Here is a 21,773-nt window from a genome sequence, read left to right as displayed (position 1 = left end):
CGATGAATGGAAGCTTTTTAAAGATGATTATTTATGAATTTGAGATAAGGTTTTAAAACGAAGTATTTTAAAAAAGATTGAGCCGCTGATAAGCGGCTCTTAACTCTTTGTGTTCACAGTCCCCCCGAACTATAAACGAAAAATCTAAATGAAACTTTTAGTTATATGATAAAGATACAAGTGTTTTCTCTAGATATAGTTCAATATCGACGAATGGAAGATTTTGTTAGTTGATTCTTTATTAACATAAGTTAATTAACATAGGTTAATCTACAAATCTTAGTATTTAAACAACATTATATGTTTGTTTATTTGTTTTAATTTAGATTTGCATTTGAAATTTATCATAATGAGTATCCTTTCATTTTTTAATAATTTATTTAGTGTTAGTAAAGAAACACAAGAAGAAATCATGAAAAAGTTTTTAGTAGTAGGTTTAGGTAATGTTGGTGAGAAATATAATAACACGCGTCATAATATTGGATTTAAGATTGCGGATGCATTGGTAAAAGAACATGAAGGCTCTTTTTCGACAGAAAAGTTAGGTGACTTAGCAAAACTAAAAATTAAGGGTAAAACTGTATTTGTCTTAAAACCTAATACTTATATGAATTTAAGTGGAAAGGCGGTTTTATATTGGATGAAGAAAGAGAATATTCTTATTGAAAATATTTTAGTTATTACAGACGATTTAAATATTGATTTTGGTAAAATAAGAATTAAAGCAAGAGGCAGTGCTGGAGGACACAATGGTTTAAAAGATATTCAAGACAAGCTAAATACAGGATCTTATCCACGTTTTAGATTCGGTGTAGGATCAGATTACCGAAAAGGAGGTCAGGTTGATTTTGTTTTAGGTACATGGAGTGATGATGAAGAAAGTGCTTTAATAGAAAGGATTCCTACTAGTATAAAAGCTGTTGAATCTTTTGTAAATGCTGGACTAGCAAATACCATGAATACTTTTAATGGGAAGTAATAGAAACTATTTACTAATTAAAGATTATCACTAGCAAACCACTCTGCGTAACTCGTATCTGTTTCCTGAAGTTTTATCGAATGAAGCTTGATGTTATCGGGTAATCTATTTTTAATTTTTTTAGCAAAATCGATCACCATCATTTCACTTGTAGGTTGATAATCGACCAGAATTACATCATGTCCACGGTCTTTGAGCTCTTTGGCTAATTCAATATGAGGTGTGTTTTTGTTGAAAACTGTAGCATGATCGAAAACATCTACGATTTCTTCTTTTACAATTTTTTTTAAATCACCAAAGTCAATAACCATTCCGTATTTAACATTCGAAGTGTCAGATATTGGTGTACCTACAACAGTAACAGAAAGTTTATAACTATGTCCGTGTACATTTTTACATTTTCCATCATAACCATATAAGGCATGCCCTGTTTCGAAATTAAATTGCTTGGTAATTCTAATTGTACTCATAATTAGAAGCAAAAGTAGATAAAATTGTATTACGTTTTAAAATAATAAATTATTTATTCCGCATAAAAAAGATGAGTGACTGGTTCAATTTCAATCACTCATCAATACAAAAGAATCCCCATTAGGATTGGTTACATAAAACCTGACAACATAAAAAATGTCTTCTATAAAGCTTACTCTTCAATTTCGATGTAAATTTTACTTTTAATAGTAAGCTTTTTATCTTGTAATCTAGCTTGAGAGAAAAACTCCTTCGCTATTTGTTGTTCGTTTAATAACTCATTAATTCTTCCACTATCATATTCACAAGCATCATTTTCATTTCCTTCGGTAATCGAAAGTCTTTTCAGTTTGTGGAAGTTAATTTTCACTTTAAGTACATCATTAATAATATTTGCTGCTTCACTAGCAGTAAACACATTGTCGATAAGGTTAATTTCTTGTTCTGTTTTTACTGCATCTAATGTGTGTACCATTTTCATAAGTCTATGTTTTAAATTGTGAATGTAAAGGTCTTACATCTTTTTTATTAATTTTTATTTATGTTACTTATTATATATATAACTTTTTATTATGATAAATTTATAACGCACAGATATAGAGGTATTCCTAATGTTATATTAAAAGGAAATGTAATCGCCAGTGCCATTGGAATGTATAAACTAGGATTTGCTTTTGGATTCGCGAGTTTCATTGCTGCGGGAACTGCGATGTAAGAAGCACTTGCGGCAAGAATTGCAAATAACAATCTGTTTCCTACTCCAGATATAAAGAAACTAGTTAAGAACGCCACTAAGCACCCATTTAATATTGGAATTACAATGGAAAAAACAAAAGCAAATCCACCCTTTTTTCTAAAGTCAGATAACTTCTTTCCACTCGTAATTCCCATATCAAGTAAAAACACAGCTAAAAAACCTTTAAATATGTCAGTAGTAAACGGCTTAATTCCTTCAGCTTGAGCTTCACTTGCAAGAAATCCAACAATTAAACTTCCTATGATTAATAATACGCTACCATTGGTAAGTGAATGATGTAGTACTTTTGTCACAGATATAGCATCGTTGTCCTTCTCTTTTTTATTGAAAATAGACATTAGTAAAAGTCCAATCATAATTGAAGGAGCTTCCATTAATGCCATAACAGCTACCATATGTCCGCTAAAAGGAATTTGTTCCATTTCTAAGAAAGAAATAGTTGTAACAAAAGTTACAGCGCTTACCGAACCGTAGGCAGCGGCAATAGCACCTGAATTTTCAATAGAAAACTTTAAACGCAAAACAAAATAGGTATATAAAGGAACTGCAATAGCTAAGAAAATTCCAAATACTAATGACCATAAAATTTCCATTGAAAAATCACTATGAGATAGTTCCTGTCCTCCTTTAAAACCAATTGACAATAGTAGGTATAAGGAAATAAATTTTGAAGAGTTTTCTGGAATGGTAAGATCGCTTTTTAGTTGAACGGCTAATATTCCTAGGAAAAAGAAGAGTAAAGCAGGGTTAGTTAAATTGTCTATTAATAAATGTAAATCCATTATTATTTATTGTTTTACCGATAAAAGATTAGATATTAAAGTCATTAAGATGATTCCTGCTGCTAGAAGCATTTCAGATAAAAAAAGAAGTTCATTCTTGAGAGAAAGCGAAATGAAGAATGAAAAAATCAGGATAAAACTCAGTGTGTTAGTGGTTTTTACAATTTTGTTATTTCTACTAGTTTTTAAATGAATTACTTTTGAAGACTTGTTACGTTTCATTTTAAAATTATTTTTTTTGCAAATATGTGAGCTATTATTCATATATTTTTATTTATATTTATAATCTATTATATAAACAATTGTTATGCATTATACACTTCATCAACTAGAAATCTTTCAAAAAATTGCCGAATTAAAGAGTGTTACCAAGGCATCAGAAGAATTATATTTAACTCAACCGGCTGTCTCGATTCAGTTAAAAAAATTCCAGGATCAGTTTCAAATACCTCTTTTTGAAGTGGTAGGAAGAAAACTATACATTACAGAGTTTGGTGAAGAAATTGCTATTGCCGCGGAAAAAATTTTAAGTGAAGTTTCTCAAATTAATTACAAGGCAATTTCTTTTCAAGGAGCCTTGGCTGGTAAGTTAAAAATAGCAATAGTTTCTACTGCAAAATATGCGATGCCTTATTTTTTAACTGGATATTTAAATAAACACAAGGGAGTTGATTTGGTTATGGATGTTACTAACAAATCAGAAGTTGTTCGTTCTTTAGAAAATAACGAAGTAGATTTTGCGATGGTTTCTACGATACCTAAGAACTTAAAAATTAATAGAATTCAATTAATGGAGAATAAGTTGTATTTAGTTGGAGGTAAGCAATACAAAGCCACTAAAAAGAACTTATCTATTAAAGAATTTGAACAACTACCATTAATTTATAGAGAACAAGGTTCAGCTACAAGAAATGCTATGGAACGCTTTATCGCTTCTCAGAAAATTTCTACGTACAAGAAAATGGAATTAAAATCTAACGAGGCGTTAAAACAAGCAGTAATTGCAGGTTTAGGATATTCAATAATGCCTTTAATTGGAATAAAAAACGAATTAAATAATGGAGATCTTCAAGTAATTCCAGTAAAAAACTTGCCTATTACCACCAATTGGAATCTGATTTGGTTAAAATCAAAAAACTTATCAAATGTGGCTAAAGAGCTCATCAGTTACATTAATGAAAGCAAAACTGATATTATGAATGAGCACTTTAATTGGTTTGATAAGTATTAACGAGTTAGTTTAGTTATCGTTTGTTTCTAATTTTATTGTAGAAGTATACCACAACAAGTACAACAGCTAATACAAGAAATAAATATTGATCCATTTTTAATTTAATTTTTTTTCAAAACATAAACTCTCTTCAACACCAGCATATTGACCATAGTTGTCTATGAGTTGATAGTTATTTTTTTTATATAGTTGAACCGCTTCAACTTGTCTAATTCCGGTTTCTAAAATACACCTTTCAAAAGATAATTCAACAGCCCATTTTTCAAGTTCTTTTAAAACCTTAGAAGCGATTCCTTTACCTCTAGATTTTTCCGAAGTAAACATTCGTTTAATTTCCATGGTTTTGGCATCAAATTGTTTTATCGCCCCACATGCAACAGGAATATCATCCATATAACCAACTATAACATATTTGATATTGTCTAAACCATTGTACTGGTTGTAAAAGTCATGATCATCGCCATCAGTAATAGCCAAAAAAGCATCGAGTTGTTTTACCAATTCGATAAAATCTTTGTTTTTAGAGTCTGTTCGTATTAAGGAAATCACTTTTTAAATTTTGCTAAGGCATTTTTTGTGAATTCAGATAGTACTAGTTTTCCAGAAGTTTCCGCTCGGTCAATTAGTAACGTATCCCAATGTTCTGTTCCTAACCATAAAGCTCTTTTCATTTCATCTAAAGCTTCAGGATTGTATGAAGCTAGCTTTTCAGCTAATAATACTACTTCTGTATCTAATTCAGAAATTGACTCAAAAACACGTGCATATAATCCTTTATCTTTTGCCCAATATGCGTTTTTCCAACTTGTTGCGTCTAATGTTAATTCTGCTAAACCGCTAACACCAACTTTACGTTCCACAGCTGGAGCAATTACAAAAGGTCCAATTCCAATTGTTAACTCAGAAAGTTTAATGGAAGCAGCTTCTGTTGCTAAAACATAATCACATGCTCCGGCTAAACCAACACCGCCGCCTACAACTTTTCCTTGTACACGCCCAATTACTAATTTTGAACATTTACGCATTGCGTTAATCACGTTGGCAAATCCTGAAAAGAAAGCTTTTCCGTCTTCTAAATTATCAATTGCTACCAACTCATCAAAAGAAGCTCCAGCGCAAAAGGCACGTTCTCCTTCAGATTTTAAAACGATAACTGAAACGTTAGTGTCATCAGAAAGTTTATCAAATTCTTTAGCTAATCTATCTAATAATTCACTTGGAAATGAATTACTTGCTGGATGACCAAATTCAATAGTTGCAACTTTATTATCAATTTTAGTATATAAACTTCCGTTGGGTCTTGTTGTTGTAGTCATTATTTAGTTGTTTGTTCAAAAATAGTGGTAATTTTAATTTTTGAGAAATTATGAAAGACGAAAACATAAAAATTAAGTCAATTCAAGGAGTTCCAAGTAAAGAAGTCTTGGATGATTTATTGATCTTGTACAGTTCTATTTTTGAAGATGCAATAGTCGATTTTTTTATGGAAAGGATTTCAACTAAAGAAGATGTAGTTTCAATAATTGTATATAAAAATGAAGTTCCTGTTGGATTTAAAATTGGATACCGATACAATGAAAGTACTTTTTACAGCTGGGTTGGTGGTGTTTTATCAAACCATAGAAAAGAAGGAATTGCTAAACAATTAGCAGCAGCACAAGAATCAATTGCGAAAGAAAAAGGGTATACCAAATTAAGAACAAAATCTATGAACAGGTTTAAACCTATGTTGATTTTAAATCTTAAAAATGGATTTGATATAGTTCAAGTGTATACCAATGAAAAAGGACAACAAAAGATTGTTTTTGAGAAGGAGATTTAATGTGTTTTCGTCAATGCTAAAAACTTCTTTCGAAATACAATAATCAAAGGTAAACCACGAGCTATTATCCAAGCAAAGAAAGCAATCCATATTGCATATAATTTATACTCTAAAGCATCAAAAAACAGCAGTGTTGGAATAAAGATTATACCAGTTGATACCAAAAGTAAATTACGCAGATATTTCATTTCTCCCATTCCTTTGAACATTCCATCGTAAATAAAAGCTAAGGAACAAAAAGGTTGCATTAAAAGGATTATCCAAAATGATTTGTAGAATGTATTTAGAACTTCAGTTTCTTGTGTAAAAATTCTTCCGATAGGTTCGTAGAAGAGCCCGCCAATTATAGCCATTAGCATACCTAATAAAAACCCGTATAACAGCAGTCTATTTCCTAACTGAACTAAAGTATCATAAGCTTTAGCACCTAATAATTTTCCTGATAAAATATTCCCTGCAGATGCATAACCATCAATAATAAATGCTCCCATTAACCAAATGTTTAAACCAATGGTATAAGCGGCAATATATTCGTTTCCGTAAGCAGTAGCATAGGAAGTACCAAAGTATAGAGCAGTATTTAACGCAATGGTTCTAACAAATAAATTTAAAACCATATTGATAAATCGAGGTACTTCATGATTAAATGGTAAACTGAATTTTAAAGAAATATTGGTTTTCTTGTATAAAAGAATTAAGGATAAAACAGCCATTACAACTTGTGCAATTACACTAGCATAAGCAGCTCCTTGAATGTGCATAGCTGGAATATAACCTTCTATTCCATAGACAAAAATTACATCCAAAACAATATTTATAATAGTTCCTACAATAGCAATAATCATGGGATAAAATGTGTTTTGTAAACCTCGAAATGTCCCGTAAACAGCAATAGTAAATAAGGTAAAAGGAAATCCAAAAACTCTGATTTTATAATACTCAACGGAGTAATCCAATACTTGTCCAGATGCATTATAGAATTGAAAAATTTCTTTTGCAAAAGGATAACTCAAAGCAAGAATTAGGATACTGGTTGATACAATAATTACAGTTGCTTGAGCAGGCAAGTTTTTGATGTCGTCTAACTTTTGAGCACCAACATATTGTGATACAATGGAAGAAATTCCGCTACGTGTTTGACCAAAAACCCAAATCAACATAGATAAAAAAGCACCTACAATTCCAATAGCGGCAATACTTTCGGTAGCGTTTTCAGGAATGTTTCCTATAATGGCCAAATCAGTTGTAGAAAGTAGTGGTTCTGCAACACCAGTAATTAATGCAGGAATTGCTAATTTATTGATATATTTAAAACTAATATCGTGTTGCATAATGGTCAACAAAAATAGGTATTATTGAAATTGAAAAATGAAATTGTAATAAATTGTTTTTATGTTAGAATCAATAGCTAATATTTTAGAATTCTTTAGCTCTATTGCTCTCGATATTCAAGAGTTTTTCTTTAGAAGAAAGAGAGAAAAAAGGAGAAGATTTGAGAAAGAAAATAACTTACCAAAAAAACGAATGATATCACCTTATCTGAGGTTTGACATATTATTGGGAGTTTGTTTGATTATATATATTATTGGAAAAGTGTTTGTAGTTCCGTCAATAGTATCTGAAAATAAAACGAACAAAAGGGCTACTGAAATTAAAGAACTATTAGAGAAAGAAAAAGAGGTATTTGGAAAATACCCGTTACAATTGTATATCATTAAAAGAGGAAATCCACTTAGAGAAAACTTATTAATTGATGGCTGGGGAACCCAGTTTAAGTATAAAATAGTAAACAATTCCTACAGTTTGATTTCAGCTGGAAAAGATAGAAAATTTGACACTAAAGACGATTTACAATTAAATTAAGCGCAATCTCCGCACTTTCCAGTTAAAAAGATGGTTGCATTTTCTATTGTGTGGTTTTCTACTTTCGGAATTGAAATTTCAACAGATAAACAAGTCACTTGTTTACAATTAGTACATTGAAAATGAGGATGAATGTCGTTATGATGATGTGAAGAACAACTAGTACATTTAGCATACCATTTAATCCCTTCTTTACCCATAAAAGAATGAATTATACCATCATTTTCTAAGCGATCTAAAACTCTATAAACCGTAGTTTTATTCATTTCTTGATCCAGCTGATTAACTAAATCCACAGCAGAAATTGCCGAAATTCCTGGCTCAAATAAACTTAATAATCTTTTTACTGCTTTTGTTTTTCTAACTACTCCCATAAATCAATAACGCAACTTTGTTGCAATTAAAAAATTAGTGTACTTTTGTTGTTTCAAAATACTAAATTAAGAAAATCAATGGTACTCAAGCAAAACTCAGATACGTTAGGAGCTTTATCAAGCGGTTTATGTTTGGTGCATTGTGTATTTACACCGTTTTTATTTGTTATTCAATCTCACGCTGCATGTTGTAATCATGAAGAGATTCCTTTATGGTGGAAAAGTATTGATGTTTTATTTTTAATAATTTCATTTTTTGCAATTCAAAAATCAGTGCAAACAACATCTAAAAAATGGATGAAGTATGCTTTGTGGATTACATTTACAATTTTGTTTTTTATTATTTTAAATGAGCACGTTCATCTTGTGGAATTACCAGAGGAAAGTATTTACCTTCCAGCAATAAGCCTGGTTTTTTTACATATATACAATAGTAAATATTGCCAATGCGCTAACAATACATGTTGTGCGACTAATTAAAAGATTAAGAAATGGAAAAACATGATCATATAGGAGATAACCATATTGCAACCAGTGTTGAAACACCTTTAGTGCCAAATGCTTTTGATAAATCTGACGATGATAAAATAGCAAATATTCAAGAGTATTTCACAAAAATTATGGAGGAGTTAGGTTTGGATTTGACAGATGATAGTCTTTCTGGAACGCCATATCGTTTTGCAAAAATGTATGTAAAAGAATTATTCTACGGTTTAAATCCGGCTAATAAACCAAAAGCTTCTACTTTTGAAAACAAGTATGGTTATGGCAAAATGTTAGTCGAACAAAATATTACCATTGATTCTTCATGCGAGCATCATTTTCTTCCAATTACGGGTTATGCTCACGTGGGTTACATTCCAAAAGATAGCGTTATCGGGCTTTCGAAAATCAACAGATTGGTAGATTATTATTCACACAGGCCACAAGTACAAGAGCGTTTATGTTTACAAATTCTCAAAGATTTACAAGAGACATTAGGTACTGAAGATGTGATTGTATTGGTAAATGCCAAGCATTTATGTGTTTCTTCTCGAGGAATTAAAGACAAAAATAGTTATACAACGACTATCGAGTACGGAGGAAGTTTTAATGATTTAGCCGTTCGTAACGAGTTCTTTAAAATTTGTGAGTTTGAAAATAGAGAGTAGATACTCCTGTCATTCCGAAGGAGTGAAATGCATGAAGGAATCTTTGGATTAAGATTAATATTAAGTAGGTCACTTCTTTCATTCTTCAATCACAATGACGTTTTAGAGTTTATTTCTTCACCAACATTCTCTTAATCTCATTTAGTTTCATTAATGCTTCAATCGGTGTTAAAGTATCAATATTTGTAGTTAAAATTTCTTCTCTGATGTCTTCTAATAAAGGATCATCTAATTGGAAGAAACTCATTTGCATCTCCTGATTTTGAACATCTTTTAAAGTCTCTTCAACTTCTTTATGTGAGTGACTTTCTTCTAGTTGTTTTAAAATTTTATTGGCCCTATGAATAACTTGATTTGGCATACCTGCAAGCTTTGCTACGTGAATTCCAAAACTATGATTACTTCCACCAGCAACCAACTTACGTAAGAATATAATACTATCTTTTAGCTCTTTAACAGAAACATTAAAGTTTTTTACACGTTCAAAAGTTGTTGTCATTTCATTTAACTCATGATAATGCGTTGCAAATAAGGTTTTTGCTTTTGCTGGGTGCTCATGTAAATATTCGGATATGGCCCAAGCAATTGAAATTCCGTCATAAGTAGATGTACCCCGACCAATTTCATCTAATAACACTAAACTACGATCTGAGATGTTATTTAAAATTGAAGCTGTTTCATTCATTTCTACCATGAATGTAGATTCCCCCATTGATATATTATCACTGGCACCAACTCTGGTAAATATTTTATCTACAATTCCAATTCGAGCTTGTTGCGCAGGAACGTAACTTCCCATTTGTGCTAATAATACAATCAATGCAGTCTGACGAAGAATTGCCGATTTACCCGACATGTTTGGTCCGGTAATCATGATGATTTGTTGCTGATTTCGATTTAAAACCACATCATTTGCAATATATTCTTCTCCGATTGGAAGTTGTTTTTCAATTACAGGATGACGACCATTTTTAATTTCAATATCTGTCGTTTCATCAACTGTTGGTCGAACATAATTATTGTCAATTGCCAGTTTAGCAAATGATAATAAACAATCTATTTTAGCAATAGTTTGTGCGTTTTCTTGAATTGGCTGAACAAAGTCAATAATATATTGTACCAATTTCCCAAACAATTCAACTTCCAAAGCCTGAATTTTTTCTTCAGCTCCTAGAATTTTTGTTTCGTATTCTTTTAGTTCTTCAGTGATATAACGTTCTGCGTTTACTAACGTTTGTTTTCTAATCCACTCTTCAGGAACCTTATCTTTATGAGTATTTCTTACTTCTATATAGTAACCAAAAACATTATTAAAGGCAATTTTTAATGTTGGAATTCCCGTTCGTTCCGTTTCACGAGCCAACATATTATCTAAATATTCTTTTCCAGAATTTGCGATACTTCTAAGCTCATCTAGTTCTTCTGAAACTCCACTTGCAATTGCATTTCCTTTATTAATATTTACAGGAGCATCTTCAAAAACAGTAGTGTTTATTTTTTCAATTAAACCCTCACAATTGTGTAATTGACTTCCAAGGATTTTAACTGCTGCGTTTTTAGTGTTTTCCGCAGCAGTTTTAATTGGTAAAATAGCTTTTAAAGAATTCTTAAGCAACACAACTTCTCTAGGTGATACTTTTCCTGTGGCTACTTTAGAAACCAACCGTTCGATATCAGAAATCTGTTTTAATTGATACGATACAGTTTCAAAGAAATCATCACTGTCAATTAAGAATTTAACCAATTCGTGACGATCTTTTATTTGTTCCAAATTTTTAAGTGGTAAAGCCAACCAACGTTTTAATAAACGTCCTCCCATTGGAGAAATCGTTTTATCAATAACATCAAGTAGTGAAACTGAGTTTACAGAATTTCCACCGTACAATTCTAAATTACGAACTGTAAAACGATCCATCCAAATGTAATTGTCTTCAGCAATTCTATTAATTCTTTGAATGTGTTCAATTCTGTTATGCTGTGTTTCCGATAAATAATACATAACAGCACCAGCCGCTACAACACCATAAGTAATATCTTCAACACCAAATCCTTTTAAGTTTTTTACTTTAAAATGTGAAGTTAAAGTTTCATAACCGTAGTCTTTTTGAAAGACCCAATCTTCTAAATAAAATGTATGAAAACGGTTAGTGAATTGTTCAAGAAAACGTTGTTTATATTGTTTTTGAACTAAAACCTCACTTGGCGAAAAGTTTTGTAATAATTTGTCAATGTAAGATTCATTTCCTTGTGCAACTAAAAACTCTCCTGTTGAAACATCTAAGAAAGAAACACCTAATTGCTTTTTGTCAAAATGAATAGCTGCTAGGAAATTATTGGTTTTCGATTGCAAAACTTCGTCGTTTAAAGAAACCCCTGGAGTGACCAATTCGGTAACGCCACGTTTTACAATTTTCTTAGTCATTTTTGGATCTTCTAATTGATCACAAATAGCAACACGATGTCCTGCTTTTACTAACTTTGGCAAATATGTATTTAAAGAATGATGAGGAAAACCAGCCAAAGCCGTTTCACTTTCGCTTCCATTTCCTCTTTTGGTTAAAACAATTCCTAAAACTTCTGATGCTTTTATAGCATCTTCTCCAAAGGTTTCATAAAAATCACCCACGCGAAATAGCAACATCGCATCCGGATATTTTGCTTTAATTCCGTTGTACTGTTGCATTAATGGAGTTACCTTTTTTGCCTTTGTTTTTGCCAAGTTTATAGATTTTAAGTTAGTTTTGCGAAGATAGAAAAAATACTCAGGGAACAGTTTTCAATTATCAGTTATCAATTAACAATTGCCCATAATTTATAACAAAATTAAAACTGTCATTCCGTACTTGATACGGAATCTTATTAATGAGATACTGAAACAAGTTCAGTATGACTCAAACTTGATATATAATGCGTAAATTAAAAAATAACGAATTAGGAAGAATTTCAGTAGATGAGTTCAAAGAAGCAGAAAAAACTCCAATAATTGTAGTACTTGATAACATTCGAAGTTTAAATAATGTAGGTTCAGTTTTTAGAACTTCTGACGCTTTTTTAATTGAGAAGATCTATTTGTGTGGAATTACCGCGACACCTCCAAATAAAGAAATTCATAAAACAGCTTTAGGTGCAACCGAATCGGTAAATTGGGAATATGTTGAAGATACGATACCTTTAATTCATAAACTTAAAGAAGACGGTGTAAAAGTATTTTCTATTGAACAGGCTGATAATAGTACAATGCTGGATGAACTTTCTGTTTCAAAAAAAGAAAAATATGCGGTTGTTTTTGGGAATGAGGTAAAAGGTGTTCAGCAAGAAGTAGTAACTGCTTCTGATAATTGTATTGAAATTCCTCAGTTAGGAACAAAACACTCCTTAAATATTTCCGTAAGTTGTGGTGTTGTTCTTTGGGATTTATTTGTAAAGTTGAGGAAATAGAAACCTCGTCATTACGAGGAGATACGACGAAATTGTCACGTCGAGTGAAATTATGAGTAACAAAGTGAATCATAAATTTTGTATTGAGACGTGGTTTTTTACTCAAAAAATAGTTCTCGATACTCCCCGAAGCCTCGGGGTTCTCTCATTGTCATTCGAGAAATTCACTCGAACGGACATTTAGGTAATTACACTCCACTATATACCATTCGCAATGACGTTTCAGAATGTTATTCTGGTGAAGGTGGGAGTTTCATTATGCGATGCTGAAACAAGTTCAGCATGACAAAACCCAATCTATAACGTCATTCTGTCCAGAAGCTTCAGGATATTTCAGAATCCCATTATAATTTAGCATCAACAGATTGTTTTATTTTTATTCGCAAAGACTTTTTACTACGTCATTCTCGCGTCTTGTGCTGAACTTGATTCAGTAAGGCGGGAATCTCATCAAGTGGCGAAAAAAAATGGATTCCCATTTTTCATGGGAATGACAACGTTGAATGATTCTGTCATTCCTGCGGAGGCAGGAATCTCATGATACAATGCTGATACACCAATTTTTCGGGACAGTATAACAATAAAATTAGTTTATAATTTCATTTTTAATTTGCTACAGAAAATAAAATCCTTCCAAAAACCTACTAAAAACAGGCTATTACTTACTAAATTTAAGTTAAAATGCTAAATTTTGTTTAAAAAATGTTTTAGATTTATCAAATATTGTGTTTTTAAATTAAAATGTTTAATTTAAGACATTGAATACATAAACATTAACAACAAAAAATTTTTACGATTATGAAAAAAATTACTTTTATCCAGAAAACAGAAATGATTAAATTCCCTGGAGGAGATTCTACTGACGATAACGGTGGCGGAATGACTGGTGGTGGAGGAAACGATGGTGGAGACGGAAAAAAATAATTAACAAAATAATATTTTTAAATTACAGCCTCTTTGTTCATATAAACTAAGGGGCTGTATTATTATTTTATGAGGCTTATTCTTTTGTATTTTGTAAGTTTTTTCTTTTGTATTGAGATTTGTCAATCACAAGAAGATTTATTGAATCTTGAAACTAGAGATAACCTTTTTAATAAAGGTAAAGAATCTTATTTTAAAAAAGATACCAACTCTCTTAAAAAAGTTTCGAAAGAAACGTACGCTATATTTAAAAAGTTTAATGATTCAATTAGTCTGGCAAAGTATTATCATTTTAAAGCTATGTTGAGTAAACTTAACTATTCTACAGATAGCGCTTTTTATTTTTACTACAAATCAAAAGAAATTTCAAAATCTTTAAATGACTCACTTGAAATAGGAAGAAGATTACTTAGTATTGCAAACTTACAAAGAGAAGCAAGGGATTATTTAGGCAGTGAAATAAGTTCAATAGAAGCTTTACAGTATTTAGAACCGATAAATTCATATAGATACATTGTGAACTTATACAATAACTTAGGATTGGTATCTGTAAATTTAGGTCAAGAAAAACAAGCATTAATTTATTATGAAAAAGCGATTGAGATTAATTCCTTAATTAAGGATCAAGAAAGAAAAGAAAGGTCTTATCTACATATAATTAACAATTTAGGTTTATTATATCAAACAAAAAGTCAACATAAAGAAGCAATTAATTATTTCAAAAAAGGGTTAAAATTTGATAGTATAAAAGAAAAATATGCTTTGCATTATGCATTGCTTCTAGAAAATTTAACCCACAGTAATGTAGAACTCAATAATAGAGATTTTGCAGTTAATCATTTTGATGAGGTAATTCGGATTAGACTTAAAGAAAAAGATTTAAGTAACTTAAGTATTACTCATAATTTAATGTCAGAATATTATATCCATATAAATAATATTTCTAAAGCAAAATTCCATGCAAATAAAGCGCTACAATATGCAAAACAAACGAACAATAATAGAAGGTGGTTAGAAGCCTTAAAAAATTTAGCTGATTTATCTTCAGGAAACAAATCTAAAGCATATTTGGAAGAATATATTTCATTAAACGATAGTTTATTTCAACAAGAACGTCGTTTAAAAAACCAGTTTGCTAAAATTCGTTATGAAACAGAGAAAACAGAGAAAGAGAATGAAAACCTTAAAATAGAAAACGAGAAAACCTTAGCGGAAGCAGAAGCTCAAAAGCAACGTGCTACTATTGGATTATTATTGTCGGGTATTAGTATTATGTTTTTATTGTCGAGTATTTCGTTTTTTAGATTTAGAAGAAAAAAGATTCTATTCTTGGCGCAATTACAAAAAATTGAAGCGCGCGAACAAGAAAGAAGACAAATAGCAAAATCATTACATGATGAAGTGGCTGGAGATTTGCGTTTACTGCATAGAAAGCTAGAAAACTCTTTGTTACTGGAAGAAGCTCAAAAATTAGAACTAGTAAAAGACAATGTTCGGAATTTATCTCACCAATTAAGCAGTGTAAGCTTCGAAGAGGTCCCGTTTAGAGATCAAATACTAAATTTGGTCAGCGACTATTTTTCTCCTGAGTTTATTATTAAAGTAAACGGATTAAAAGAAATCGATTGGTCTCAGGCAAACAATTCTATAAAAAGAATGTTGTATTTGAGTTTACGAGAATGTATTCAAAATTGTCAGAAGTATGCAGAAGCTTCTAAAATGACAATAAGTTTCTCAATACATAAAAAATCTGTACTTTTGGATGTAGTAGATAACGGTAAAGGTTTCGATACCACTACGCAAAAAAAGGGAATTGGACTATTAAACTTACAAGAACGTGTTCAAGAATTAAACGGAACATTAACCATTGAAAGTGAAGTAGGAAAAGGAACTCATATAATCATCCAAACACCGCTAAATGTCTGAGAAAATTAAAATACTTATCGCTGACGATCATCAATTAATTATAGAAGGTATTTTATCCTACATTAAAGACGTTGATAATCTAGATATAGAAACCACAAATTCTTGCGATGAAGCTTATTCAAAAATTAAAGTAGCACTTACAGAAACTCCTTTTCAAATTTTATTTACGGATTTAAGTTTTGATAATGCTACAGAGAATTCAAGAATTGATAGTGGAGAAAACTTAATTAAAACAATTAAGCAGGAAGATATACCTATTAAAGTTGGTGTAATTACTGGTCATTCTGAAACGAACAGAGTGTTTAATGTAATTCAGAATTTAAATCCGAATGCTTATTTATTAAAAGGAAAGTGTAATACAGCTGAGTTAACTTTTGCAATTGATAAAATGTTGTCTGGCGAAGTGTATTATACACACGAAATCCACCAAAAACTTTTAAAGAGAGCCTTGATAGACATTCAAATGGATGATGTGGCGATTCAAATTTTAAAAGAACTTCCAAAGCATCCAAAAATTAGTAATCTAGAAGGAATTATTACAAAAGAAGACGGTAGTTTACTTAAAATAAGATCTATAGAAAATAAACTAGCAAAATTAAGGACGGATCTTCAAGCAAATAACAATACAGATTTAGTATTAAAAGCGAAAGAGTTAGGTATATTAGATTAACTTTTGCGGAAAACCACATTTTACAATACAGATATCCCTTTTTCAGTATTCCTATTGTGTTTTACATTTGTATCACTTACATAACAAATTCTTTAGGGAAGAATTACTGAAAAGAGTAAAAGAAAGAAAAAGACCTCTTAGGCAAATAGCTTAAGAGGTTCTTTTTTTGCAATTAATTTTAAGCTACATAAAACCACATAGATCTTTGCGGATATCCCATTTCTAAAAACGATTTACTGCATTAGTTTTGTAATCAAATCAACCAAGTAATTCAATTTGGGGATGAGAATTACTTAAAGAGATTAATAACTATGAGCCTTTTAAACTTTTGTTTGAAAGGTTCTTCTTTTTACAAAGAACTTCAAAGATATTCAGGTTCATAAATCCACATTTGAAATTGCGGTAAACCCTTTTTTAGAAAATTTTTATTGAAATAGATTTGTCTTGATCAATCGAGTAATTCATTTGGGGGAAGGAATTACTTTTAGAGATTAGTAACCGTGAACCTCTCAAGCTTTTGTTTGAGAGGTTCTTTTTTATTGAGATTTAAGGTTTTGCATAAATCCACATTTGAAATTGCGGAAATCCCCTTTAGTAAAATGTGACTTTAATATACATTTGTATCAGTGATCATCCGCGGAAACAAAAGGGTGAAAACATTTTAGGGGATTATATGGCCTTCTAGGAATTTTTTCTAGAAGGTTTTTTTATGAGTTTAAATTAAGTTGTAATTGAATTGATTTTCTGTTACATTTGAGTATACTAACCATTAAACTACTTCATAATGAAAGGAAAAGAAGGAATTATCAACTTCATGGTAGTTGTTGCCTTATTAGGTTACATTATTTGTTCATTACTACTTTTTAAAGAGGCTTTTGAATTAAAAGGTCAAGAAGACCCAAAAACAAACCCAGCTCTAATGTATTTAGCTAGTGCGCTAACAGGACTTGTTGGTGGTATTGTTGCTGCTGCATTTGGTGTTAAAACCAAAGGAGATGGCGTTGAAACTTTAAATAGCTCAGGAAATCCAACATCATCTGGAAAATTAAAAATTCAAAGAGTTGGCGAATTTGCCATGGGAGCAAACGAGGAGAAAATTAAAGAAAAACTAGGAAACTTATATGCTTGGGCGTATATCTTAGTTGGGGTAACGTCAATTGTAATTTGGGCAGTTTTGAGTACAGATGCTACGCAGAGTATTACTACAAATGCAACCACTTTTATTGGAATGATGTTAGCTATCGTGAGTGCTTTTTTCAAAGAGTAACTTTATTATTTGCAGATTTTATTTTGTTTACCGAGAAATTGAATGTGTTTGTCTAAAAAAGTTTTAGATGAAAAGTTTCAGACGTTCTTTTGAAACGTAAAATTTTAAATTTGAACAGTATGAAAACAAAACACATTATTTTAGTTTTAAGTTTAATTGTATTCAACTCATGTATTGTTAAATCATTAAACCCATTTTACACAGATGAAGTTGTAGAGTTCTCTCAAGACTTTGTTGGTGAATGGAAAGATAATAACAAAGATGTTTGGAAAATAACCTCAATAAAACAAGAGTACATAAACCTTAAAAAAAGAGAAGGAAAAATTTCTAAAGAAGATGAAGCGTTTTTTAAAAAATATGAGCATTCATATTCTATAGAATACAGTGATAAGAACAAAAAGTCGTTGTTCATAGCAACACCTTTTAAACTAAAAAATCAACTTTTCTTGGATTTCATTCCCTATAGTGATCAAGGAAGCGAAATGAATAGTTTATTGCAAATTCATAACATTTATCCACATTCATTAGTAAAGTTAGATATTTTAAACACTAATGAAGTGAGCATTAAATGGTTTGATGAAAAGCGATTGAAAAAACTATTTACTGAGAAGAGAATAAAAATTAAACACCAAAAGATTGGTGTAATGAAAGAAGATATTTTACTCACTGCTACATCTGAAGAATTACAGCAATTCTTGAAGAAATATATGTCTTCTGATTCAGCAAAGAAATGGGAAACAGAAACTAAGTTTACATTAAAGAAAAGTTAATGAAGTTTGGTTTTAAATACAATACCCAAAACAATCATAGTATAGTTATTTTCAATACTATATTATGGTTGTTCTTTTTTAGTGTTTTATTAATGGTTTTTTCTGATTTTCCAATCGAGAAAATAGATGTCATTTATACACTGAGTTATTTAGTTACACTCGTATTACCAGTTAGTATCGCTATATATTATTTAAAACCAAAATATTTGGAAACAGGAAAAAATATTACTTTTTCAATCCTATTATTTTGTAATATCTTAGTCTTTTGTGTTTTAAATATTTTGTTTCATAACAAGATTATAGATGTACTATTTCCAGAATACTATTTTATTTCTTACGTAAATAGTTTTAAAACGATATTGTTGTTTTTTGGTGTGGTTGTTTTTGCTCTTATGGTAAAATTATTTGAAGATTGGATATATCTCAACCAAAGAGAAAAACTAATGTTAAAGCTGGAACTATCAACACTAAAAAATCAAATTAACCCTCATTTTTTATTTAATGCTTTGAATGTTGTTTATTCATTAGCAATTAATAAAAAAGAAGAAACTACAACGGCTATTTTGAATCTTTCGGATATTTTGAGATATGTAATATACGAGGTTGGTGATTCAAAAGTTTCTATTAAAAAAGAAATAGACCTTATAAACAGTTATATTGCTTTTGAAAAAAACAGGAGTGTATTAAATTCAAAAGTAGATTTTACATATACTGTCAAAAAAGAAATCGATGTGTATCCAATGATTTTACTTCCGCTTGTCGAAAATGCATTTAAGCATGGATTAAAAAGTGGTGTAGAACATCCTTATATTAAAATAAATTTAGATGCTAGTGAGAATGCTTTGTTTTTTGAAATAGAAAATAATTTTGCACCGATTACGAAAGAAGATAATTATTTCTCAGGAGTTGGACTGGAAAACGTGCGTAAACATTTGCAGTTATTATATACAAATACACATCAATTTACAATCAGCTCTACAAATAATGTGTATATAGTAACATTAAAAATCACCTTTTAATTATGAAGATAAACTGTATCATAATTGACGATGAACCTACATCTCAAGATGTACTAAAGAAATTTGTGTCAGACATTTCGTGGTTAGAAATAAAAGGTGTTTGTAATAATGCTATTGAAGCTATTGAAATAATTGAGAAAGAAAAGATTGATTTACTTTTTCTCGATATAAATATGCCTAAAATATCGGGACTCGATTTTTATAAATCATTAAATAATCCGCCATTAGTAATATTTACAACAGCGTATTCCGAGTATGCAGTTGATGGATTTAATCTAAATGCGGTAGATTATTTATTAAAGCCTTTTTCATTTGAAAGATTTTATCAATCTGTTCAAAAAGCTCGAAGCATTATCAACAAGAATAGCAATCAGATCGTTTTAAAATCAGATAAGAAGTTATTTTTGATTCAATATGATGACATATTATATATCGAATCTTTAGGAGATTACATTAAAGTTAATACTCAGAATCAAAGTTTGGTAGTTTATAAAACTATGAATACAATTATTGATTTGCTTCCTGATAATAAGTTTATGAGAGTTCATAAATCTTTTATAATTAATTTGGAAAAGATGAATTATATAGAAGGTAATCAGGTTGTTATTGAGGATTATAAAATTTCAATTGGGCAGAAATATAAGACTACATTCTTAGACAGAATTAAAAATATTAATTGATAAAAAAATGCACTCAAATAAGAGTGCATTTTTTCGTTTAAGTTTATATTATCTCAAGTTCCAAAACCAATCATTAGTTTTTAATAAGAAAGGCAAGTATCCTGAAATATGTTCACCAAGGGTATAATCAAAACTCACATTACCACCATTATTTCTATGTAAGTTATAATAATCATAAGCTTGATTTGTATAAACGGCATTATCAAGTTTTCCGTGAAACATTTTGAATTGACATCTGTTATTCCATGGTTTAATACTATTGTCTCTTAAAACTTTGAAAAAATTAGCATAATCTGAGTTTGCATCGTTCGGGTTTGCATTAATAAAATCACTCATTAATAATTTACTCGGAATATTTGGTAGAGCGAACTGTAATTTAAGTATGGAATTTGAACCATCATAGAGTGCTTTTATTTGGTTATAATTATCATAAGTTCCACCAGCAAATTTGTTTAATTGAATAATACGATCTTCACCTATAGAAATGAGGTTATTCTCTTTCATTCCATAATATGCGTAAGGAAAGAAAAACGGATGAGGGTGAAAACTTTCTGAACGAGCTTTTATGATAAATTTATCCAATAAAGCTGGTGTTCCTCCTGCTGATAAACCTTTTACTTTTTTAAGATTGTTAGTTTCTAAATATCGCGCAAATTGAACTGCAGAAAACGCTCCTTGAGAATACCCTTGAATTAATAGTTCGTCTTTTAATTTGTATCCCATATTTTCTAACTGACTAATTCCTGCTTTTAAAAAGTCATAATTAGAACGGTTGTGAGCATCTTTGTTTACAAACGGAGGAAAACAATCACCGTAAGAATCACCAAATCCTGGATAATCTGGAACGAAAACAGCAAACTTTCCTGTCCAAGCTTGAGCGATCATTGTTAATGGTACCAACTGATCAATCTCATCAGGAATACTAAAAATATTACTATAAGATACAGAGGCAGCTGATGAATTACTGGTGTAAGTAAATGGAGTTACAAAACGAACTCGATACGGAATTTTCTCTTTTTTAAACCATACAATGCGGTCTTTATATTTAGGAATTAACACAACACCCGAAATAGTAATTGAGCGACCAGAACCATCAGGATGAGGAGACTGTGTAGATATTTTATAAATATTTACATTGATTCCAGAATAAATTTTTTCAGAAGATCTTTCTGTTCGAATAAACTCTTCAGTTTTTAAACCATACTTTTTTCCTACCCTGTTATAAACTTCGTTTGGTGGTTGGAAGTTTTTTTCATTTACAGTTGAAATTAAATTTACTTCACTTAATTCTTGAGACAAGTCTTGATTGGTAATTTCATCATCAGAACAAGCGTAAAAAAAGCATAAGAAGATAATAGAAGCTGTGAGAAACAGCCCCTTTTGAAAGGGTTTTAATAGATTCATAATTTGAAAGGTTGAAATTTGTTACTTCGATAAAAATACTAAAAGAAAATTATTATAAACCAAAAATGTTAACAAAAAACTACTCTCTTTTACATCGCTACAGGAAAAACACTTATGAATAATTCGGAAAAATGCAGCTTAATTTGCGGCTATCCCCTTTTAAGAAACATGGATGCTATTATATATTTGCAGTGTTATTCTTTAATAACAAAATTTTTAGGGATTATTTTATATGTTAAAAAATG

Annotated in this window: 24 protein-coding genes; 14 read left to right on the top strand and 10 right to left on the bottom strand. The window is 30.4% G+C overall.

The window, feature by feature from the left end:
• The first annotated feature begins 349 nt into the window (after positions 1 to 349).
• Entirely contained in the window at positions 350 to 979 is a 630-nt protein-coding gene (gene pth, locus ACOSP6_RS06080; RefSeq protein ID WP_422094844.1) for an aminoacyl-tRNA hydrolase, read from the top strand.
• A 17-nt stretch (positions 980 to 996) separates the two neighbouring features.
• On the opposite strand, the gene ACOSP6_RS06075 is transcribed toward pth, so the two are convergent.
• The 4 genes from ACOSP6_RS06075 to ACOSP6_RS06060 all read right to left on the bottom strand — a co-directional run bounded on the left by ACOSP6_RS06075 (position 997) and on the right by ACOSP6_RS06060 (position 3,211).
• A complete protein-coding gene (locus ACOSP6_RS06075; protein ID WP_422094845.1) occupies positions 997 to 1,449 on the bottom strand; it encodes a 6-pyruvoyl trahydropterin synthase family protein in 453 nt (150 codons plus the stop codon).
• A 173-nt stretch (positions 1,450 to 1,622) separates the two neighbouring features.
• Entirely contained in the window at positions 1,623 to 1,931 is a 309-nt protein-coding gene (locus ACOSP6_RS06070) for a hypothetical protein (protein WP_422094846.1), read from the bottom strand.
• An 89-nt stretch (positions 1,932 to 2,020) separates the two neighbouring features.
• Positions 2,021 to 2,989, bottom strand: coding sequence for a sodium-dependent bicarbonate transport family permease (locus tag ACOSP6_RS06065; protein ID WP_422094847.1), 969 nt, complete (start codon positions 2,987 to 2,989; stop codon positions 2,021 to 2,023).
• A gap of 6 nt (positions 2,990 to 2,995) precedes the next feature.
• Positions 2,996 to 3,211, bottom strand: a complete 216-nt coding sequence (locus tag ACOSP6_RS06060) for a hypothetical protein (protein ID WP_422094848.1) — start codon at positions 3,209 to 3,211, stop codon at positions 2,996 to 2,998.
• 85 nt (positions 3,212 to 3,296) lie between these two features.
• On the opposite strand from ACOSP6_RS06060, the gene ACOSP6_RS06055 reads away from it, so the two are divergent.
• Positions 3,297 to 4,220, top strand: coding sequence for a LysR family transcriptional regulator (locus ACOSP6_RS06055; protein WP_422094849.1), 924 nt, complete (start codon positions 3,297 to 3,299; stop codon positions 4,218 to 4,220).
• Between the two features lie 96 nt (positions 4,221 to 4,316).
• Here ACOSP6_RS06055 and ACOSP6_RS06050 read toward each other — a convergent pair whose 3' ends face one another.
• Positions 4,317 to 4,769: a GNAT family N-acetyltransferase gene (locus tag ACOSP6_RS06050; protein ID WP_422094850.1), complete on the bottom strand. Its 453-nt coding sequence runs from the start codon at positions 4,767 to 4,769 to the stop codon at positions 4,317 to 4,319.
• Positions 4,766 to 5,536 (bottom strand): enoyl-CoA hydratase/isomerase family protein, encoded by a 771-nt coding sequence (locus ACOSP6_RS06045; protein ID WP_422094851.1) that lies wholly within the window; start codon positions 5,534 to 5,536, stop codon positions 4,766 to 4,768. Before ACOSP6_RS06045 ends, ACOSP6_RS06050 begins: the two co-directional genes overlap by 4 nt.
• Before the next feature lie 50 nt (positions 5,537 to 5,586).
• Here ACOSP6_RS06045 and ACOSP6_RS06040 point away from each other — a divergent pair, with 50 nt between their 5' ends.
• Positions 5,587 to 6,042 carry a GNAT family N-acetyltransferase gene (locus tag ACOSP6_RS06040; RefSeq protein WP_422094852.1) on the top strand — a complete coding sequence of 152 codons (456 nt, stop codon included), beginning with the start codon at positions 5,587 to 5,589 and terminating at the stop codon, positions 6,040 to 6,042.
• On the opposite strand, the gene ACOSP6_RS06035 is transcribed toward ACOSP6_RS06040, so the two are convergent.
• The gene (locus tag ACOSP6_RS06035; RefSeq protein ID WP_422094853.1) at positions 6,039 to 7,373 is read right to left on the bottom strand and encodes an MATE family efflux transporter; all 1,335 of its coding nucleotides are present in this window, start codon (positions 7,371 to 7,373) and stop codon (positions 6,039 to 6,041) included. The genes ACOSP6_RS06040 and ACOSP6_RS06035 overlap by 4 nt on opposite strands.
• Positions 7,374 to 7,434: 61 nt before the next feature.
• Between ACOSP6_RS06035 and ACOSP6_RS06030 the strand changes: the two genes are divergently transcribed.
• Positions 7,435 to 7,905, top strand: coding sequence for a hypothetical protein (locus ACOSP6_RS06030; RefSeq protein WP_422094854.1), 471 nt, complete (start codon positions 7,435 to 7,437; stop codon positions 7,903 to 7,905).
• Here ACOSP6_RS06030 and ACOSP6_RS06025 read toward each other — a convergent pair.
• Positions 7,902 to 8,279 (bottom strand): Fur family transcriptional regulator, encoded by a 378-nt coding sequence (locus tag ACOSP6_RS06025; RefSeq protein ID WP_422094855.1) that lies wholly within the window; start codon positions 8,277 to 8,279, stop codon positions 7,902 to 7,904. The genes ACOSP6_RS06030 and ACOSP6_RS06025 overlap by 4 nt on opposite strands.
• A gap of 78 nt (positions 8,280 to 8,357) precedes the next feature.
• On the opposite strand from ACOSP6_RS06025, the gene ACOSP6_RS06020 reads away from it, so the two are divergent.
• Both ACOSP6_RS06020 and folE read left to right on the top strand, forming a co-directional pair.
• Complete coding sequence (locus ACOSP6_RS06020; protein WP_422094856.1) at positions 8,358 to 8,759, top strand: MerC domain-containing protein; 402 nt, start codon at positions 8,358 to 8,360, stop codon at positions 8,757 to 8,759.
• Positions 8,760 to 8,770: 11 nt separating this feature from the next.
• Complete coding sequence (folE, locus tag ACOSP6_RS06015) at positions 8,771 to 9,430, top strand: GTP cyclohydrolase I FolE (RefSeq protein WP_422094857.1); 660 nt, start codon at positions 8,771 to 8,773, stop codon at positions 9,428 to 9,430.
• Between the two features lie 109 nt (positions 9,431 to 9,539).
• On the opposite strand, the gene mutS is transcribed toward folE, so the two are convergent.
• A complete protein-coding gene (gene mutS, locus ACOSP6_RS06010) occupies positions 9,540 to 12,149 on the bottom strand; it encodes a DNA mismatch repair protein MutS (RefSeq protein WP_422094858.1) in 2,610 nt (869 codons plus the stop codon).
• A 188-nt stretch (positions 12,150 to 12,337) separates the two neighbouring features.
• Between mutS and ACOSP6_RS06005 the strand changes: the two genes are divergently transcribed.
• The 8 genes from ACOSP6_RS06005 (at position 12,338) to ACOSP6_RS05970 (ending at position 20,124) form a co-directional block, all read left to right on the top strand.
• Complete coding sequence (locus ACOSP6_RS06005) at positions 12,338 to 12,868, top strand: RNA methyltransferase (RefSeq protein ID WP_422094859.1); 531 nt, start codon at positions 12,338 to 12,340, stop codon at positions 12,866 to 12,868.
• A gap of 798 nt (positions 12,869 to 13,666) precedes the next feature.
• Positions 13,667 to 13,792, top strand: a complete 126-nt coding sequence (locus ACOSP6_RS06000) for a hypothetical protein (RefSeq protein ID WP_422094860.1) — start codon at positions 13,667 to 13,669, stop codon at positions 13,790 to 13,792.
• A 69-nt stretch (positions 13,793 to 13,861) separates the two neighbouring features.
• On the top strand, positions 13,862 to 15,718 hold the full coding sequence (locus ACOSP6_RS05995) for a tetratricopeptide repeat-containing sensor histidine kinase (RefSeq protein ID WP_422094861.1): 1,857 nt from the start codon (positions 13,862 to 13,864) through the stop codon (positions 15,716 to 15,718).
• Positions 15,711 to 16,388, top strand: a complete 678-nt coding sequence (locus ACOSP6_RS05990) for a response regulator (RefSeq protein WP_422094862.1) — start codon at positions 15,711 to 15,713, stop codon at positions 16,386 to 16,388. Before ACOSP6_RS05995 ends, ACOSP6_RS05990 begins: the two co-directional genes overlap by 8 nt.
• Positions 16,389 to 17,172: 784 nt before the next feature.
• A complete protein-coding gene (locus ACOSP6_RS05985) occupies positions 17,173 to 17,655 on the top strand; it encodes a hypothetical protein (protein ID WP_422094863.1) in 483 nt (160 codons plus the stop codon).
• A 119-nt stretch (positions 17,656 to 17,774) separates the two neighbouring features.
• Positions 17,775 to 18,425 (top strand): hypothetical protein, encoded by a 651-nt coding sequence (locus ACOSP6_RS05980; RefSeq protein ID WP_422094864.1) that lies wholly within the window; start codon positions 17,775 to 17,777, stop codon positions 18,423 to 18,425.
• A complete protein-coding gene (locus ACOSP6_RS05975) occupies positions 18,425 to 19,444 on the top strand; it encodes a sensor histidine kinase (protein WP_422094865.1) in 1,020 nt (339 codons plus the stop codon). Before ACOSP6_RS05980 ends, ACOSP6_RS05975 begins: the two co-directional genes overlap by 1 nt.
• Positions 19,445 to 19,446: 2 nt before the next feature.
• On the top strand, positions 19,447 to 20,124 hold the full coding sequence (locus tag ACOSP6_RS05970; RefSeq protein ID WP_422094866.1) for a LytR/AlgR family response regulator transcription factor: 678 nt from the start codon (positions 19,447 to 19,449) through the stop codon (positions 20,122 to 20,124).
• Positions 20,125 to 20,172: 48 nt separating this feature from the next.
• On the opposite strand, the gene ACOSP6_RS05965 is transcribed toward ACOSP6_RS05970, so the two are convergent.
• Positions 20,173 to 21,528: an alpha/beta hydrolase family protein gene (locus tag ACOSP6_RS05965; RefSeq protein WP_422094867.1), complete on the bottom strand. Its 1,356-nt coding sequence runs from the start codon at positions 21,526 to 21,528 to the stop codon at positions 20,173 to 20,175.
• Positions 21,529 to 21,773: the final 245 nt, after the last annotated feature.

Origin of the sequence: Tenacibaculum sp. MEBiC06402 (genome assembly GCF_049239625.1) — a bacterium.
Classification (GTDB): Bacteria; Bacteroidota; Bacteroidia; order Flavobacteriales; family Flavobacteriaceae; genus Polaribacter.
This window is presented reverse-complemented; position numbering and strand designations above follow the sequence as displayed.